20 protein-coding genes and 1 other annotated feature (1 of these 21 cut by a window edge) are annotated in these 17,465 nt (G+C 39.2%); of the genes, 1 reads left to right on the top strand and 19 read right to left on the bottom strand.

What is annotated here, in order from left to right:
• Positions 1-96 (bottom strand) — a binding site (T-box leader) (it extends 83 nt beyond the left edge of the window).
• Between the two features lie 38 nt (positions 97-134).
• The 15 genes from recO to rpsU form a co-directional block, all read right to left on the bottom strand.
• Entirely contained in the window at positions 135-929 is a 795-nt protein-coding gene (recO, locus tag NQZ71_RS08220) for a DNA repair protein RecO (RefSeq protein ID WP_275006774.1), read from the bottom strand.
• A 31-nt stretch (positions 930-960) separates the two neighbouring features.
• Positions 961-1,104, bottom strand: coding sequence for a YqzL family protein (locus NQZ71_RS08215; protein ID WP_144452611.1), 144 nt, complete (start codon positions 1,102-1,104; stop codon positions 961-963).
• A 142-nt stretch (positions 1,105-1,246) separates the two neighbouring features.
• The gene (gene era, locus NQZ71_RS08210) at positions 1,247-2,167 is read right to left on the bottom strand and encodes a GTPase Era (RefSeq protein ID WP_127737417.1); all 921 of its coding nucleotides are present in this window, start codon (positions 2,165-2,167) and stop codon (positions 1,247-1,249) included.
• Entirely contained in the window at positions 2,154-2,627 is a 474-nt protein-coding gene (locus NQZ71_RS08205; protein ID WP_144453363.1) for a cytidine deaminase, read from the bottom strand. Before NQZ71_RS08205 ends, era begins: the two co-directional genes overlap by 14 nt.
• A gap of 187 nt (positions 2,628-2,814) precedes the next feature.
• Positions 2,815-3,210: a diacylglycerol kinase family protein gene (locus NQZ71_RS08200; protein ID WP_144452610.1), complete on the bottom strand. Its 396-nt coding sequence runs from the start codon at positions 3,208-3,210 to the stop codon at positions 2,815-2,817.
• A complete protein-coding gene (gene ybeY / locus NQZ71_RS08195; RefSeq protein WP_144452609.1) occupies positions 3,188-3,658 on the bottom strand; it encodes an rRNA maturation RNase YbeY in 471 nt (156 codons plus the stop codon). Before ybeY ends, NQZ71_RS08200 begins: the two co-directional genes overlap by 23 nt.
• Before the next feature lie 13 nt (positions 3,659-3,671).
• Positions 3,672-5,822 (bottom strand): HD family phosphohydrolase, encoded by a 2,151-nt coding sequence (locus tag NQZ71_RS08190; protein WP_275005961.1) that lies wholly within the window; start codon positions 5,820-5,822, stop codon positions 3,672-3,674.
• Positions 5,823-6,106: 284 nt separating this feature from the next.
• Entirely contained in the window at positions 6,107-7,072 is a 966-nt protein-coding gene (locus NQZ71_RS08185) for a PhoH family protein (protein ID WP_127737414.1), read from the bottom strand.
• A complete protein-coding gene (gene yqfD, locus NQZ71_RS08180) occupies positions 7,069-8,262 on the bottom strand; it encodes a sporulation protein YqfD (protein WP_275005964.1) in 1,194 nt (397 codons plus the stop codon). The genes NQZ71_RS08185 and yqfD overlap by 4 nt, the downstream gene beginning before the upstream one ends.
• A gap of 14 nt (positions 8,263-8,276) precedes the next feature.
• Positions 8,277-8,561, bottom strand: coding sequence for a sporulation protein YqfC (yqfC, locus tag NQZ71_RS08175; RefSeq protein ID WP_127737412.1), 285 nt, complete (start codon positions 8,559-8,561; stop codon positions 8,277-8,279).
• Between the two features lie 97 nt (positions 8,562-8,658).
• On the bottom strand, positions 8,659-9,105 hold the full coding sequence (locus NQZ71_RS08170) for a hypothetical protein (RefSeq protein ID WP_144452607.1): 447 nt from the start codon (positions 9,103-9,105) through the stop codon (positions 8,659-8,661).
• A gap of 24 nt (positions 9,106-9,129) precedes the next feature.
• Positions 9,130-10,134: a flotillin-like protein FloA gene (gene floA, locus NQZ71_RS08165; protein WP_144452606.1), complete on the bottom strand. Its 1,005-nt coding sequence runs from the start codon at positions 10,132-10,134 to the stop codon at positions 9,130-9,132.
• Positions 10,134-11,474: an NfeD family protein gene (locus NQZ71_RS08160; protein ID WP_317011649.1), complete on the bottom strand. Its 1,341-nt coding sequence runs from the start codon at positions 11,472-11,474 to the stop codon at positions 10,134-10,136. Before NQZ71_RS08160 ends, floA begins: the two co-directional genes overlap by 1 nt.
• Before the next feature lie 153 nt (positions 11,475-11,627).
• On the bottom strand, positions 11,628-12,071 hold the full coding sequence (locus tag NQZ71_RS08155; RefSeq protein ID WP_127737408.1) for a GatB/YqeY domain-containing protein: 444 nt from the start codon (positions 12,069-12,071) through the stop codon (positions 11,628-11,630).
• Between the two features lie 15 nt (positions 12,072-12,086).
• Positions 12,087-12,260 carry a 30S ribosomal protein S21 gene (gene rpsU, locus NQZ71_RS08150; RefSeq protein ID WP_003152957.1) on the bottom strand — a complete coding sequence of 58 codons (174 nt, stop codon included), beginning with the start codon at positions 12,258-12,260 and terminating at the stop codon, positions 12,087-12,089.
• Positions 12,261-12,544: 284 nt separating this feature from the next.
• Here rpsU and NQZ71_RS08145 point away from each other — a divergent pair, with 284 nt between their 5' ends.
• Entirely contained in the window at positions 12,545-13,462 is a 918-nt protein-coding gene (locus NQZ71_RS08145) for a Na/Pi symporter (protein WP_127737407.1), read from the top strand.
• Positions 13,463-13,503: 41 nt separating this feature from the next.
• On the opposite strand, the gene deoC is transcribed toward NQZ71_RS08145, so the two are convergent.
• From deoC to prmA, 4 genes are all read right to left on the bottom strand, one after another.
• The gene (deoC, locus tag NQZ71_RS08140; protein WP_127737406.1) at positions 13,504-14,175 is read right to left on the bottom strand and encodes a deoxyribose-phosphate aldolase; all 672 of its coding nucleotides are present in this window, start codon (positions 14,173-14,175) and stop codon (positions 13,504-13,506) included.
• A 109-nt stretch (positions 14,176-14,284) separates the two neighbouring features.
• On the bottom strand, positions 14,285-15,637 hold the full coding sequence (gene mtaB / locus NQZ71_RS08135) for a tRNA (N(6)-L-threonylcarbamoyladenosine(37)-C(2))-methylthiotransferase MtaB (RefSeq protein WP_317011647.1): 1,353 nt from the start codon (positions 15,635-15,637) through the stop codon (positions 14,285-14,287).
• Between the two features lie 10 nt (positions 15,638-15,647).
• Positions 15,648-16,394 (bottom strand): 16S rRNA (uracil(1498)-N(3))-methyltransferase, encoded by a 747-nt coding sequence (locus NQZ71_RS08130; protein ID WP_317011646.1) that lies wholly within the window; start codon positions 16,392-16,394, stop codon positions 15,648-15,650.
• A gap of 110 nt (positions 16,395-16,504) precedes the next feature.
• Positions 16,505-17,446 carry a 50S ribosomal protein L11 methyltransferase gene (prmA, locus tag NQZ71_RS08125; protein WP_144452602.1) on the bottom strand — a complete coding sequence of 314 codons (942 nt, stop codon included), beginning with the start codon at positions 17,444-17,446 and terminating at the stop codon, positions 16,505-16,507.
• Positions 17,447-17,465: the final 19 nt, after the last annotated feature.

Raw genomic sequence — 17,465 nt, 5'->3', positions numbered from 1 at the left:
AACGCCTTCCTTAAAGCTCATGCACCTAGCTTTCACTATCCTAGGCTCGCTGGATCAAGAGTTATTTAAGTACTACTTTCTTTTCAACGCAACTGTTTATTTACAAAAAATATTAACGAAAATAATTCCAATTGTCAACCTTCGTCTTTGTTCTTATTAATATTTGGGCTGTTTTTCATAAAGTCACTGCCAAAGCTTTTCATGGACTGAAGGAATTTTTTTGATTTCAAGTATAAGCCTGAATATTCATCATAATAAGCTGAAATAATGGTATTCAGCTCTTCCTTTGTAGCTTCCTTGACAGAGATGTTACCTAGTCTGCCCAAATCAAAATAATAAAAAACCCGCAGCAGCTTAACAGCTGCCTGGGATATTTTATAATGGTACGGATCATGCTCTAAGCAGCGATGACAGATAAGGCCACCCTCTCGAATGGAAAAGGAAAACTGCCCGTCAGTAGCACCGCAAATTGTACATTTATCCAAAACCGGATACATGCCAATGACGTTAAGCATTTTCATTTCATAAATATTTGTCAATATTTGTGCATCATAACCTTCATTCATGTAATTCATTGTTTGGTGCAACAACTCAAAATGAAAAGGGTTTGGCTTTTTATCCTCTGTACAGCGATCTGTCAGTTCAGCAACATAACTCGCATACGCTGTCAGCATAATATCCTCTTTAATTGCTCGGAAGCTTGTTATCATCTCACCTTGCTGCATTAGACCAAGTCCGCTTGAGCGCTGTACTAAATAATAAGCATATGTAAAAGGCTGGGTAACAGCAGAAAGCCTGCTGTTTGTCTTCTTTGCTCCCCTTGCCATTACACCAACCTTGCCCCATTCGCGGGTATATAATGTTGTAATCTTGTTTGTCTCTCCATAATCTGTCGTTCTAATGACGATGCCTTCACATTTTTCTAGCATCACCCTCACCATCCCTATCTATGGGACAGGACTATGAGATGGGATAATCAATATCTGCTAGCTCTTCATTCTGAGTATTCGGCATTTCATGGTTAGCCTTTTCTATTTCCTTAAAAAGTAGATAAGTGTCTATGTTACCTGTCTGCGAGAAAACCTTCCAGGTATAGTCTAACATGATAAACCCCCACCTTTTTTTGATTTTAATACTAGCTTAATTAATACCTTGACCTTATCATAGCCTGTCTTTGGTAAAAACATGAGACGAAAATATTGCTAATTTTATTCCCGCATAATTTTAGAACCAGGTTAAATGAGTATCAATACTCGTCTTCCCTAAAACCAAAGTCTCTCAGCTGAGTCATCTTATTTCTCCAGTCTTTTTGGACCTTAACCCAAAGCTCTAAAAATACTTTATTGCCAAGAAGGTTCTCGATATCTGTTCTTGCTCTTTTGCCGACTTCTTTAAGCATTCCGCCCTGTTTACCAATGATAATGCCCTTTTGGGAATCTCTTTCGACAACAATCGTTGCCATTACGTGGACAACATCATTTTGTTTCTTTTCCATTTTTTCAATAACAACGGCTAAAGAATGCGGAATTTCCTCCCTTGTCAAATGCAGAGCCTTTTCCCTGATTAGTTCTGAAACGATGAATCTTTCTGGGTGGTCTGTTACTTGATCTGCCGGGTAAAATTGTGGACCTTCTGGCATATATTTTTTAATTTGCGTCAGCAATGTTTCCACATTGTTGCCTTCTAAAGCAGAGATTGGAATTATTTCTTTGAAAGGATACTTCTCCTTATAAGAATCAATCACGGAAAACAGCTTATCGGGATGAATCGTATCAATTTTATTTACGACTAAGAAAATAGGCGTTTTAATATTCTCAAACTTCTCAAGAATAAACTCTTCCCCTTTACCGAATCCTTCTTCCGCATTTACCATAAATAAAATGAGATCGACTTCCTTCAAAGTGTTTTGCGCCACTTTCATCATGAAATCGCCAAGTCTGTGCTTAGGCTTATGAATACCTGGTGTATCAATAAAAATCAGCTGTGAATCATCTGTTGTTAGTACACCTTGCACTTTATTTCTAGTTGTTTGCGGTTTATCGCTCATGATTGCAATCTTTTGTCCGATAACACGGTTTAAAAATGTCGATTTTCCAACGTTTGGTCTACCGATGATCGAAATGAATCCTGATTTATGCTCATTATTACTAGTATTATTTATGTTCATTTAATGCCTCCGATGAAAATGCTCCTGGCAGTAATTCTGCCACAGTTGTTTTTTGAACGTCACCGTTCAGGTTTGTTAATATAACTTCCATGTCACTTGGACATAGCTCGGAAATAACTTGCCTGCATGCTCCACATGGTGAAACAGGTCCATTTGTGTCTGCAACTACTGCTAGACCAACAAATTTTGTATCTCCCTCTGAAACTGCTTTAAATAATGCTGTTCTCTCTGCACAATTTGTCACACTGTACGCAGCATTTTCTATATTGCATCCATGATAAACCTTTCCTGTTTCAGAAAGCAAGGCTGCTCCTACCTGAAATTTAGAATACGGAACATAAGCCTTTTCTCTTGCTGCTTTTGCTTCCTGTATCAGCGCTTCTGTTTTCATAAATTCGTCTCCGTTTCGATTTATTACACTTCGTGTATGCTGTCCTTTTAGGCAAGGCGTGTTGTTCATTATTTTATAAAAAGAATAGAACGTTTTCAAATCAGCAGTTTCACTTTTTTCTGCCGATGCACTATGAATAGCCACAACTGCATCTATAAAAATTATATACTAACTTCTTTCCTGATGAAAGTTAATTAGCTATACTCGCTTCTATTTGTAAAAACAAAAACAGCAGGCGGATATTTATCCGCCTGCTCTAATAAATATATAGATCCAAAAATTTTGGCAAAATAATAATAATACCGATTAATAGGGCAATGATAGCAGCGAACAACACAGCCCCTGCTGCGATGTCCTTTGCTTGTTTTGCCAATGGATGATACTCCTCTGTTACGAGATCCACAACCCGCTCAAGTGCCGTATTCATTAATTCCATACTGATAACAAGGCCGATAGCGATAAAAATAAACATCCATTCATGTAAGGAAATGTGGCAAACAAAGCCTAATATTACAACAATGGCCATCAAACAAAAATGGATTCGCAAGTTCCTTTCTTTCATAACAGCAGAACAGATACCTAAAAAGGCAAGGCGAAAGGACGACAGCTGACTATTCTTTTGAATTCGCTTATCTTTGTAATCCGAATTCATCAAGAATTTCCTTTTGTAGAGTAAACATAACTTCCTCTTCCTCTTTTGTTAGATGGTCGTAACCTAGCAAGTGCAGAAAACCATGGACTGCTAAAAAGCCAAGCTCGCGCATATAACTGTGACCATATTCCTCTGCCTGCTCTTTTGCTCTATCAATGGAAATAATGATATCTCCAAGCACACGAGGCATATCTGCCCCAATAAGCTCTGTTTCTCCTTCTCCAAGCTCTTCCATTGCAAAGGAAATAACATCTGTTGCTTGATCTTTATTGCGGTACTCTTTATTGATTTCCTGTATGCGGGCATTATCAACAAACGTAACCGAAAGCTCAATATCGCCAGACAATTTTTGATTCTGGGCGGCTAATATTAGTAATTCCTCTACTTTAGCCTGATCAGCCTCCGCCACTTTTTCTGTTTCATCAATAAAATCTATTTCTAAATTCATTTTCATTCATCCTTTACTTCTTCATATCAGGGTACTCAATTCTTGAATGAAATATCCCTTTTAGTGTTTCACAAAGTGTATTTCTTACTTGATCCAATTCCTTTAATGTAAGGTCGCAATCATCAAGCTGTCCGTCCTGAAGGCGATCGGCAATAATGTTTTTTATAAGTCCTTCAATCTGGTCTGGTGTTGGAGAACTAAGACTCCTAACTGCTGCTTCCACACTATCCGCGATTCCAATAATAGCAGCCTCACGAGATTGTGCTTTCGGACCTGGGTACCGGAAATCATTTTCCGCTACATCTGGATTTTTTTCCTTTGCCTTATAATAGAAAAACTTCAGCAAGGTTGTGCCATGGTGCTGCTCAGCAATGTCAATAAGCTCTTTTGGCATTTTACTGCTTTTTAGCAGCTGTGCCCCATCTGTTGCATGTGCAATAATGATATTCTTACTTGCCTGCGGGGGGAGACGATCATGAGGATTGCCCATATTCAACTGGTTTTCAATAAAGAACTGCGGCCTTTTCGTTTTTCCAATATCATGATAATAACATCCGACCCTAGCAAGTAAACCATTTGCACCAATAGCTTCACATGCCGCTTCGGCAAGGTTTGCAACCATAACACTATGATGATAAGTGCCCGGAGCTTCAGTCAATATTTTTCGCAATAATGGATGATTTGGGTTAGATAGCTCGATTAGCTTCATCGTTGACAATATATTAAAGCCGGTTTCAAAGAAAGGCAATATTCCAATTGTCAAAACAGCTGACACAATTCCCGACAGAATCGCACTTAAAAGATAAAATCCATATTCCGTTGCTTCCAATTGACCATTTTGCATATAAAGCATACCCAAAATAGTAATTATATTTATTAACGAAACAAGCAGGCCGGCTTGCAAAATACTTGAGCGCTGGTTATGCTTTTTCAAGAAAAGAACGCCAGCAATTCCCCCTGCTAATATATATATTCCCATCCCTACATGAAATGCTCCTGCAGTGCCTTCATTGAACATAATCATTCCACTAACAGAAAGGGCGATAGTGACAAAAATCGCCAGCTTTTCTTCAATAAGAATTTTTATTAGCATCGCAGCCATTGCTGCAGGAAAAAAGTATCCAACTTCAATTATATCCTCCTGCTGAAACAGGCTGAGGGCTTTCATAATTAGAATAGAAATAATAAAAATAATGGAAAACATCATGGCAGTGCCTTTTTCTCGCTTGTTTCCACGTTCGAATGCTGTAATATAAAAATAAAATAAGCAAACAATAGACAAGACAATTAACCCAAGACCGATAAACGGCTTACTCGTATGATCTGTGTCCAGCAGCCCAACTAATCCAAGCTGGCGGTACACTTCCCTGCTGATAAGCTGACCTTCCTCCACAATAATTTGACCTTGAAGGATTTTTACAGGCTCCACACTGTCGACAGCTTGCTGCCTGAGCTCCTCTGTGCCGGTCGGATCATAAAATTCATTTTGGATGATAGCAAATCGCCCTAAGTCGATGATAGAGCTTTTAATATCACTGTTAATGCCACTGCTGTTTCTTAATTCATCCTCGACCCGTTTCTTCGCATTTTCTACTTCATCTGCCGGGATTTTGCTGCTCATTACAGAATTAATAGCGGTTACCGTTATATCTTCAGCAATTTCAAGCTCCGCTTCTGAGGATGCAAGCAATTCCTTTAATGTGCTATCCATAATTTCATTTGTGACATTGGCTGTTAGTCTTTCTTTAAGAAGAGAAAGCTTTTTATCAGGCGTAATTTCAGTTGCAGCAGATGGTTTACTGTCTGCTCCATCATCTGCCGGTTTCTCCGCTTCATTGTTAACCTCTGTCACAGAATCGAAAATAGAAGTGATTAAATCAACACGATTTTGAGCTATTTCTTTATTAACTACGTACACATCTTGCACTTGATTTTTGTTTTCTTCTTTTTTCTTTTCCGTGCTTTCTGTATCTTCAACTGTTAAAGGTGACCGGATTGTTTCATTTGCAACGGTAAATACATCGACATTAAGCTTTTCTGGTTTAACATTGCTGTACATAGAGAAAAACAATATCGCCCCAATAAACAGAAACAGCAAAATTCGAACCGCTGTTTTATTTAAATATCGGTTCTTGTTTTGGATGATATTTTGAAGAAATCCCATTGTAACCTCCTATCTATAAACAAGAGCACTATCTTTTATGTATGAATTTTCCAAAACTCAAAAGTTTGATATTTATGTAAAATAATATCAGTTTTTTGTGATGTTTTCACCTTTTTTCTCGATATGAGCTCTACTATTCAAGTTCACCAGGCAAATAAGGGCTTTTTTCTACAAAAATTGAGCTTTATTACCATTCTGACCTCAATTTAGCGGAAACAAACTTCACACAAAAAAAGAAAAAGACAAACCATGCTTATCAACTTAAGATGGTTTGCCCCTTTTTATCAGCTTTCAATCACGTCATATGCTTTTATAATTTTTCCTACTAGCGGGTGCCTTACAACATCCGTTTCCGATAAGTAGCTGAAGGAAATACCGGAAACATTTTTAAGGATATGCTCTGCTGCAACCAGCCCAGACTTTACACCCTTTGGAAGGTCTATTTGTGTTCTGTCACCTGTAATCACCATTTTAGAGCCGTATCCAAGCCTTGTTAAAAACATTTTCATTTGTGCTTGTGTTGTGTTTTGCGCTTCGTCTAGGATAACAAAAGCATCATCCAAGGTACGTCCGCGCATATAAGCAAGTGGTGCGATTTCAATCGTATTTCTTTCAATCAAACGCTGCGTATGCTCCATCCCAAGAACATCGTGAAGGGCATCATATAGCGGGCGCAGATAAGGGTCTACCTTTTCCTTTAGATCACCAGGCAAAAAGCCGAGGCTTTCTCCAGCTTCAACAGCCGGCCTTGTCAAGATAATCCTGTTTACCTTTCCACTTTTCAATGCACTAACTGCCATTACAACAGCTAAATACGTTTTACCAGTACCTGCTGGTCCAATTCCAAAAATCAAATCATTTTTTTTAATGGATCGGATATATTCGCTTTGGCCGATTGTCTTGACCCTAATGGACTTTCCTTTGATTGTCTTGGCAATCTCTTCATCATAAAGTGCCCCAAAATACTCTAAGGTTCCTTTTCTGGCCATTTCAATCGCATAGCTGACATCACGCTGGCTTACAGAAATCCCTTTCCTTATCACCTGCAAAATTTTTTCAACAATTTCCCCTACCAGTTCAATACTGTCTGGATTTGTGGAGGAAACATGCAAAGTTTCGCCTCTTGTTACGATTTGGCAATCAAGCTCTTTTTCTAAAATTTCAAGATTGCGGTCTCCGTTTCCAAGCAAAGCTACTGCCTCTTCTGGGCCATTTAATTTTACATTCATTGTCTTCAAATCTTCTGTCATTCCAAGTCTCCTTGAGTTATAGGTTGTACTTCTGCAATATTTTCAATTGTTGTAAAATCTATATTTAGTATTACTTTACCATTCTTTACCGATTGTCGCAAAATTTTTTCTTTTTTAATTTTGCCATCTTCCCCGATTTTTTGTTGAATATCCTTCCGCGCTTTTTCCTTACCAGCTTTAATGGCTTCCTCCTCTGTATAGCTTCTGGTCACTTCTTCTTTTTCCCTGTATGTCTTGTTTGTAACCTTTAGTGGTAATTCCCATTTAAGAAACTTTACATTTTTTTCGTTTTCCTCTTTTTCGTATTCTTTATACTCTACCTTTCCAAATCCCCAAACAGGAATTTCGTAGCCGAAAAGCTTCAAATAATGCTTTTGCTTTTCATTGCCATTAAACACTTGAAACGTGCTATCTAAAGGAATTGTAACTTTGGAGTTATACCATGTTTCTCCCCAGATTTCTCCTCTGGCTGAAACAGTTTTTGTGTTTTTATCTTTCCCATATATGCCTGTTACTAATAGCTGACCTTTTTTTACCACATCATGGATAGTAAAGACTTGATCGCCTTCCTCGATGAAATAGTCCACGATTGTCGCTTTTTTAGCTGCAATTAAATTTTGCGGCTTTTCCTCTTCCATTTTTTCCGGCTCATTTTTCTCCACTACTTGAAAATGATAAGTTGTCCCTTTTAATTCCACACCAATCCACGTAATCGCGTCAATATTATTGGTAAGTCCTGCTTGTATCTCGTCCAATTCTTTTGAAAAAAATTGAAACTCGCCAATTTTTATATCCATCTTATCTAGCTGCTTGCGTATCTGATACTCTGTTGCCGGATTAGCGCCCTTTATTTCAATCCCCCATACCATGTTGGAAAGGGTTAGAATTAGTCCAAAAAACAAAAATACGCCTAATGCAAAGCCGCTGTTTTTCAAGATTCTTTTATAAAGAAAGGGAGCTCCAGCACCACGCTGAAACTCTATTTTTATTCCGCTTCCTCTTACGACCTCTCTAAACTTACTTATGCTTTTAAGCCCCATTTGGAAGGTAATAGAATGTGGTCCATGCTTTTTAACACTCCACACAGCTACCTTTTTTCTTAGTAGATTATTCAAGAAACGCTCTAAGCCTTTTCCCGTCGCTTTAACTGTAACAATCCCAGTAAAAAATTCTATCCAATGATTTTTCATAGCTTCCTCCCATATTATTCGTTTATGTACATCACCTGATCAATTTTCCCCTCCAGCAATATTTCTTCTGGCAGTATCGTCTTGATGACAAATCCCTTACCTTTTATTAAAAGCTGGCCCTGTTTCAAGAGCAGCCTTAGTTCCTTGTCTGAGAAAGTCAGCAGCCCACGGTGGTTCTCAATATATATATGGATTTGGCCAATCATTGTGATCCTGGGTAAGTCCATCATGACATCTTGAGGAAGCTCTAAGTTTTTGATCATCCAGCTCCGTAACGTATTTCCCCATTTTTTAGCCATAAAAAAAGAACCCCCTTTCATCTCATATGTATGAGACAAAAGGGGGTTCTAGCACCTATTTTTCAGGAAAAATTCACCTATGATGCTGAATTTCCCCTTACTGTTTAATACCTTGCTTTTTACGTGTAGCTGGATGGGGACGCTTTGCTCTCGGGGCACCGATTATCTCTGCAAATATAACCGCCTCAGCCAAGGAGTGACCTTCAAGCAGACCTTTATCGCCTAATTTAGGCTCCGCCTTCTGTTCGGCCTTTACACGCCTTACAGAAGCTGCCTCCATCCGCTTTAGCTTCTGCTTGAGGGCATCCCGTTCTTTTTTCAGTGCCTCTAGTTCATTAAGCTCATTAACCCTTGTGGACACTGTTTCTTTTTTCACAGGCGCTTCAAAGGCCTGCTCCATTTTTCTTAATACCTGCTTGGTGAAATCCGGTTTAACAGGCGGTGGCTTCTTCTGACCTTTTTTGTTGTTTTCCTCCTGCGCTTTTTTTTGGAACAAGGAAAACAGGAAGCCTACTACTATAACAATGATTGAAATATATTCCAAGAGAGACTGCTCCCTTCACTTGCCTTACTTTTTACTATCCTCATCTTTATTGTCGCTATTAAGCTTGCCGATGGATCCTCTCATTTCCGTATCAGCTGTAATGTTCTGCAAATTCATATAATCCATTACACCAATATTTCCAGAACGAAGTGCATCAGACATCGCCATAGGTACTTCAGCCTCTGCTTCAACAACTTTCGCACGCATTTCTTGGACTTTTGCTTTCATCTCTTGTTCTTGAGCCACAGCCATTGCTCGGCGTTCCTCTGCTTTTGCCTGAGCAATCTTCTTGTCTGCCTCTGCCTGTTCTGTCTGTAGTTCTGCACCAATGTTTTTACCTATATCAACGTCCGCAATATCGATGGACAAGATTTCAAATGCAGTACCTGCATCCAATCCCTTTGACAGAACAGTCTGGGAGATCATATCTGGATTTTCGAGAACTTTTTTATGGTTGGTTGACGAACCAATAGTTGAGACAATCCCTTCACCAACACGGGCTACAACCGTCTCTTCTCCGGCTCCCCCAACAAGGCGTTCAATATTAGCACGAACTGTTATTCTTGCTTTTGCTTTTACTTCAATACCATCCATTGCCACACCAGCAATAAACGGTGTTTCAATTACTTTCGGGTTAACGCTCATTTGTACCGCTTCAAGAACATCACGGCCAGCCAAGTCAATGGCAGCACAGCGTTCAAAGGACAATTCAATATTCGCCCTGTGTGCTGCAATTAATGCATTAACAACTCTGTCGACATTACCCCCAGCAAGGTAGTGACTTTCCAGCTGATTAATTGTTGCATTTATACCAGCTTTATGTGCCTTGATCAGTGGGTTGACAACACGACTTGGGATAACCCTTCTCAATCTCATACCAACCAATGTGAAAATGCTGATTCTTACGCCTGCTGCTAATGCAGAAATCCACAGCATAACAGGTACGAATGTCAGGAGGATTCCAAGTAGAATAACCCCTATAATTATGACTGCAATCCAAAAGATTGCCGTTGCGCTCAATACTTCCATTATTTATCCTCCTTATGCAGATCAATGTCTGTCAATTCTCTTACAACAATTCTTGAACCTTCTGCTTTTACAATACTGACTTTAACATCCTTGCCAACAAAATTACCTTCACTGACCACATCAATCCGTTCGTCTCCAATTAGGACCGTTCCCGAAGGGCGTAATGCCGTCATCGTAACCCCGGTCTTTCCAACAAGGTCATTTCTTGTTTTATTGGAAACATATCCTTCTTCCGTACTAGTAGAGTCTCTCAGCACAATTTTTTTGAAGAATTTCATTTTTCTACCAAACACCTTTACTAAAAGAATAGTGGCGATAATCGATACGGCTACCGCAATAAGAACACTTAGGGCAATATGATAAACATTGCCACCAGCGAGAAAGACGCTGCCGATAATTGCAGCTATGCCCAAAATCCCGGCTATCCCGCCGACTATAAAAAATTCAAGGAAAACAAGGACTATTCCTGCTACAAATAGGATAATGGATTCATACCCTGCCAGCCCTGAAACAAGATGACCATAAAAGAACAAAAGCAGAGAGGAAATTCCAACAAAGCCCGCAATCCCAAAGCCTGGCGAAAACAGTTCGAAGATTAATCCAAGAGCTCCTATTGTTAAAAGAATAGGAATGATAATTGGATTTGTCACAAATCGAGCCATCTTATCAGCGAAGCTTTCATCCATTCTTTCTACTGATGCATCCTCCATACCGATAGTCTTGAGCAAATCATCTAAACTACTGACCGTGCCGTTTGAATATTCAACCTCAATACTTTCAGCGGCGGTCAACGTAAGAAACTTATCCTCATCATCGCCAAGCTCTGGTATGGCAATTGATTTATCTGCCATCGCCATGGCATAAAGGGGATTTTTCCCGCTTTTTTCAGCCGCCCCTCTCATCGCAGACAGCCAATATGACTGGGCTTTTTCGCCAGCAGTATTGCCCTGACTATCTATGACACCCGCTGCACCAAACCTGCCTCTTCCATCCATATAGATTTCATCTGTGTTCAAAGCAATGAAGGAACCTGCCGAGATTGCATCCTGATTAATGTAAGTGACTGTTTTCAAGCTTGTGCCAGAAATTATTTTCCCAATTGAAACTGCCGCATCTACTGATCCACCAGGTGTGTCCATTTCAAAAACGATAACATCTGCCTGTTTCTCTTCGGCGGTTTCTACGGCTCTGTTTATAAATTCACTCAAGCCCATTTCCACTGTATCCTTTATTGGCACGATATAGACTAATTGCTGGTCGTTAGCATAACTGACTGCAGGAAAAAAGGATAATAAAATACTGAAAAGAAAAGGCAATAACAATATTTTTTTCCTAATCAAGGTTCTCCTCCTTTCCTGTTCGTTTGGTTATAGTACATATACGAATCAAGTTTGAAAAGGTTTCATTTATTTTAATATTATTGACATCTTTTTTTAAAAATAAAATGTTAAAAGGCTGCAGTCTAGGACTGCAGCCTTTAAAACTTAATCAATTTATGAAAGGTGTTGTTGTACAAGTTTATTTACTAGTGAACCATCTGCTTTACCTTTAACCTTTGGCATTAAAGCAGCCATCACTTTTCCCATATCTTTCTTTGAAGAAGCACCAGTTTCTGCAATTACCGAAGTAACGATAGCTGATAACTCCTCTTCTGAAAGCTGGTCAGGCATATATATTTCAACATGCTTTAACTCCGCACGTACTTTGTCAACAAGATCTTGGCGACCTGCTTTTTCAAACTCATGGAGGGAGTCCTTGCGTTGTTTCACTTCGCGAGAAAGGACAGTTAACTCATCCTCTTCAGAAAGATCTCCGCCAATCTTAATGCTTTCATTTTGAATGGCAGCTTTTAACATTCTGATATTAGTGAGTTTATCTTTATCTTTGTTTTTCATCGCTTGCTTCATATCATTGTTTAAGCGTTCGAGAAGACTCAATTAATACACCCTCTCTTAGAACTTACGTTTTCTTGCTGCTTCTGATTTCTTCTTACGTTTAACACTAGGCTTTTCATAGAATTCGCGCTTTCTAGCTTCCTGCAAAGTACCAGTTTTTGATACTGAACGTTTGAAGCGACGAAGAGCATCTTCAAGCGATTCGTTTTTACGAACGACGGTTTTAGACATTCTCTTTCCCTCCCTCCGAAACACAACACACTAACATCTCATGGATACCATGTACCTTGACATTATAATATATCAAGGAAGCAAGGTCAACTGTATTTAGCCCTGTACCGAAAATTGTTTTGATTTTTTTTTGTGATTTCTAAACAAGTATCCCTCATTGTCCATTCTCACACTTATATATTACCACAAAATACAACTTTAAATCTTGTATATCTCTATCATTTTTCATTTTTAGCATGTCCTATCCTCTTTTTTCATATATTTTTTTGAAGGAGTGAACATATATGCTGTATATTGGACTTTTTATTTTGTTAATCCTGCTGTTTATTTACGGTATGACAATGCTTCGAACTGGACTTTTCAATCTGTCTTCCCATTCGTTTAAAGCCTTGCTAGAAAAACTAACGAACAAGCCTTGGAAGGGGATGATTGCTGCCATTGTCATTACAGCAGTCCTGCAAAGCAGCTCTGCTGTTATGGTGCTGACAATCGGCTTAATCGCAGCACGAGTACTGACATTTCCCCAGTCAATCGGAATTATTCTTGGAACAAATATCGGGACAACCTTTACAACAGAGTTCATCACCTATGATATAAGTGACTATTTACTTCCGTTAGCAGCTGCTGGCGCACTTGGCATCCTCATCAACAAATATAAGCTAAGAAGTATTGGCTTTGTATTACTTGGTATATCGATTGTTTTTACAGCAATGAAAGGATTTAAATACTTTGCCGGGATTATTCAGGAAAACCCTCTTATGCAGACCTTCCTCGCCCATTTGTCTAATCATATTTTTTGGGCTTTATCACTCGGCATCCTGATTACAGCGTTAATCCAATCAAGCACCGCCACAATTGGCATTATCATGGGTTTTTTGACTGCAGATATGCTGTCCATCGAGGCTGGTATTGCCATTATGCTTGGCTCTAATATCGGCACATGCATTACATCCTATCTGGCTTCAATTGGTGCAGACAAAGAGGCCAAGCTATGTGCCTACGCCCATATATGGCTCAATATTGGCGGTGCGGTGCTGTTCTACCCATTTATCGGCCAATTGAAGGATGCTGTAGAATTTATGACAAGCGCCAAAGACGTACAGCTTGCACATGCGAGCCTTTTATTTAATGTTCTTTCCTCCATTATTGTCCTTCCATTTGCAGAACAGTTTGGCAGGTGGATTATGAGGCTTCATAAATAAAAAAAGATGGCTACCTGTCTTAGGTAGCCATCCTATTTTGTTTAATAGTCACTATTGCTTGTAAGTCCGTTAACAATTGCAACGCCTGAGCTTGCACCAATACGAGTAGCTCCTGCTTCAATCATCTTTTCTGTATCTTCACTGCTTCTAACGCCGCCAGATGCTTTAACGCCAATTTCTGGCCCGACTGTCTTTCTCATAAGCGCAATATCTTCTACCGTTGCGCCTCCTGTTGAAAAGCCAGTAGACGTTTTCACGAAGTCTGTACCTGCTTCAACTGCCAAGACACATGCTTTTTCTTTCTCTTCATCTGTAAGCAAACTAGTTTCAATAATTACCTTTGTAAGTGCTTTGCCTTTTGCTGCATCAACTACTGCTTTAATATCTTCCTTCACAAGATCAAAGTTCTTGTCTTTTAATGCACCGATGTTGATAACCATATCGACTTCTGTCGCACCATTTTCGATCGCGTTAGCTGTTTCAAAAGCCTTCGTAGCAGAAGTAGTCGCACCTAATGGGAATCCAATAACCGTGCAAACTTTCACTTCTGTACCTGCTAAAAGTTCACTTGCATATTGAACCCATGTTGGGTTTACACATACAGAAGCAAAGCTATATTCTTTTGCTTCCTCACATAATGTTTTAACCTGTTCTTTTGTTGCATCTGCTTTCAATAATGTGTGATCAATCATTTTTGCAATTTGGCTGCTCATATTTTAATGGCTCCTTTTAACAATAGTATGTATAGATCTTTGTCTTACAAAGGGATATGGAAAAGCATCAATTCTGATGCTTTTCCATTAAAAACTGCCTGCTATTCTATTATACAATAGCTTTTTCGGTTTCTGTATATTCTTCCAAAGCACGTACAAATTGACCTTCGTTAACAGGATATCCTGCTTTTGTAATTTTCACTTTTACAATTTGGCCAACCATGCTTTCTGTTGCTGGGAATACGACTTTTAGATAGTTATCTGTATAGCCAACATACAAATCGTCACCGTCAGATTCCTTATACTTCTCTTCCGGAATCACTTCGACAACCTCTCCTTCATAATTAGAGGCATATTCTTTTGCAAGCTGGTCAGACAAAGCGATAAGGCGATGTACACGCTCGTTCTTCACCTCTTCGTCAATCTGGTCATCCATTCTTGCAGCTGGCGTTCCTGTTCTCTTTGAATATGGGAAAACATGAAGTTCAGAGAATTTATGCTCTTTTATGAAGTTGTATGTTTCCATAAACTCTTCCTCTGTCTCACCTGGGAAGCCGACAATGACGTCAGAAGTAACAGCAAGTCCTGGAAGTGCCTCTTTTAAGCGGGTAATTCTCTCAGCAAAGAATTCCATCGTATACTTTCTTCTCATCCTTTTCAATACAGTATCTGAACCTGATTGAATCGGGATATGAAGATGGTTAACAATTATTTTCGAATCATTTAATACTTCAATTACTTCGTCTGTAATTTGGCTCGCTTCAATGGAAGAAATACGAAGTCTTTTCAGTCCTTTTACTTGAGATTCCAAATCGCGAAGTAGTCTGGCAAGATTATAATCTTTCATATCTTCCCCGTATCCGCCTGTATGGATACCTGTAAGAACGATCTCCTTATAGCCTGCATGAACTAGCTGTTGCGCTTGTCTGATTACTTCTTTCGGATCTCTTGACCGCATTAAACCTCGAGCCCATGGAATAATACAGAATGTGCAGAAGTTGTTACAGCCTTCTTGGATTTTCAAGGAAGCTCTCGTTCTGTCAGTAAATGCGGGAACGTCTAATTCCTCGTACACTCTGTTTTTCATGATATTACCAACTGCGTTAATCGGCTGACGTTCTACTTTAAATTGTGTGATATAATCAAGCATTTTCACACGATCCTGTGTTCCTACTACAATGTCGACACCAGGTATTGCCATAATCTCAGCTGGTGATGTTTGTGCATAACACCCAGTAACACAAATAACAGCATCAGGATTTTTTCGAACTGCTCTTCTTATAACCTGACGGCTTTTTTTATCCCCTGTATTTGTAACTGTACATGTATTGATGACATAAACATCTGACATGTTTTCATACTCTACTCTATCGTATCCTTGTTCTTTAAATAATTGCCATATAGCCTCTGTTTCATAATGATTTACTTTACAACCTAATGTGTGAAAAGCAACTGTTGGCATATTGTTCACCTCATCTATTCAATAGTTCAAAATGATAGGAAACAGCCGAAAGTAAGTATAATGGTGCTGTTTCCGTTCTTAAAATTCTTGGTCCGAGTCCACATGCTATAAAGCCGTTTTCCATCAGGAGCTCAACCTCTGAATCAGTTAGGCCGCCTTCAGGTCCGAATACTGCAAGCAGCGTTTGTCCCTTGTTCAAGGAAGAAAGCGCCTTTGCAAGATTAGCGGTTTCCCCTAGCTTAGCCTCTTCTTCGTACGCGACGATTTTGACGTCATATTCTGCAGCTTTTTTTATAAGCTCCTTCACTGAAACTGGTGTGGAAACATTCGGTAAAACAGCGCGATGCGACTGCTCTGCCGCTTCCTTAGCAATTTTATTCCAGCGGCTGATCTTTTTATCGGACTTTTTTGCGTCCCATTTTACAATCGAGCGAGATGCAATAAAAGGGATAAACTCATGCGCACCTAGTTCTGTGCCTTTTTGGATAATCCATTCCAGCTTATCCCCTTTTGGCAGGCCGCTTACTATTGTTACAGTGACAGGTAGCTCCATGTCTCCGTCTACCCATTGTACCACTTTTGCTTCGATTTCGTTTTCGGTAATATTTTCAATAGAACAGCGAGCAGTTTGCTGATTAGAATTGACACAATATATTTCATCGCCAAGCTTCATGCGCATAACTCTTGTAATATGATGAAAGTCATCTTCTTTTATAAGGAATGTGTCCTCTATATTTTCCGCGAAATAACGTTGCACTGCTTAAAACCTGCCTTTACATAAAATCAAGGAATTCCCACTTTGGAAGAAAAAGCCTTATAAGCATATAAAAGAAGTTTGCAGTATTACGAACAAACTTCTTTTTAGGTTTACTTTCCTTTTTTCGCTGTGATGCTAATCCAATCTTCCATTTGGACTGTCTCAACAATTTCAAGTCCTGAAGCAATGATGGCAGCCTTTACTTCTTCTTTTTTCTGAAGAATGATACCTGAAGCAATAAAATAGCCATCCTCTTTTAACAAACGGTAAACATCATCTGTGAAGCGGACAATTACCTCTGCAAGAATGTTAGCAACAATCACATCTGACTCTTGCGTTATTCCATCAAGTAAATTATTTTGCTGAACTGTAGCTGTTTCATGCACCTTGTTTAGCTTCAGATTTAACTTAGCTGATTGAACAGCAACCTCATCCAAATCAAGGGCATGCACTGATTTTGCTTGGAGCATGGAGGCTGCAATGCTTAGCACTCCAGAACCTGTACCAACATCAATAACTGTATCCCCTTTTTTCACTATTCTTTCCAAAGCTTGGATACATAATACTGTTGTTGGATGTGTTCCTGTCCCAAACGCCATCCCAGGATCCAGTTCAATAATTAATTCATCACTGTTCACTGGTGTATATTCTTCCCAAGTCGGTACAATGGTGAACTTCTCTGAAATCTTGACAGGATGATAATATTTCTTCCATGCCGTAGCCCACTCTTCTTCATTCACTTCCATAATTGTCACTTTATTTAACCCAATATCGATATTAAATAAAATTAAATTATTGATGGCTTCTTTAATTTCCTCAACCGTTTCACCTAAAAAGCTATTGATAGGCAGATATGCTTTAACCAAAACTCCCTCTTGTGGGTAATCGTCAGGATTGAGTTGGTAGATTTCGCCAAAACGGTCTTCTCTTTCTTTTATCAATTCGAAGGGATCCTCAATTACCACCCCGCTAGCACCTGCTTCGTGCAAAATGTTCGAAATAGGTTCAATCGCTTCATTTGTTGTATGAATTGTGATTTCAGACCATTTCATTTTCTACCAACTCCAATCA

Origin of the sequence: Niallia taxi, from assembly GCF_032818155.1 — a bacterium.
GTDB lineage: Bacteria > Bacillota > Bacilli > Bacillales > Cytobacillaceae > Niallia > Niallia taxi_A.
The sequence above is the reverse complement of the archived record's forward strand: the minus strand, read 5'-3'. Positions and strand labels throughout refer to the sequence as shown.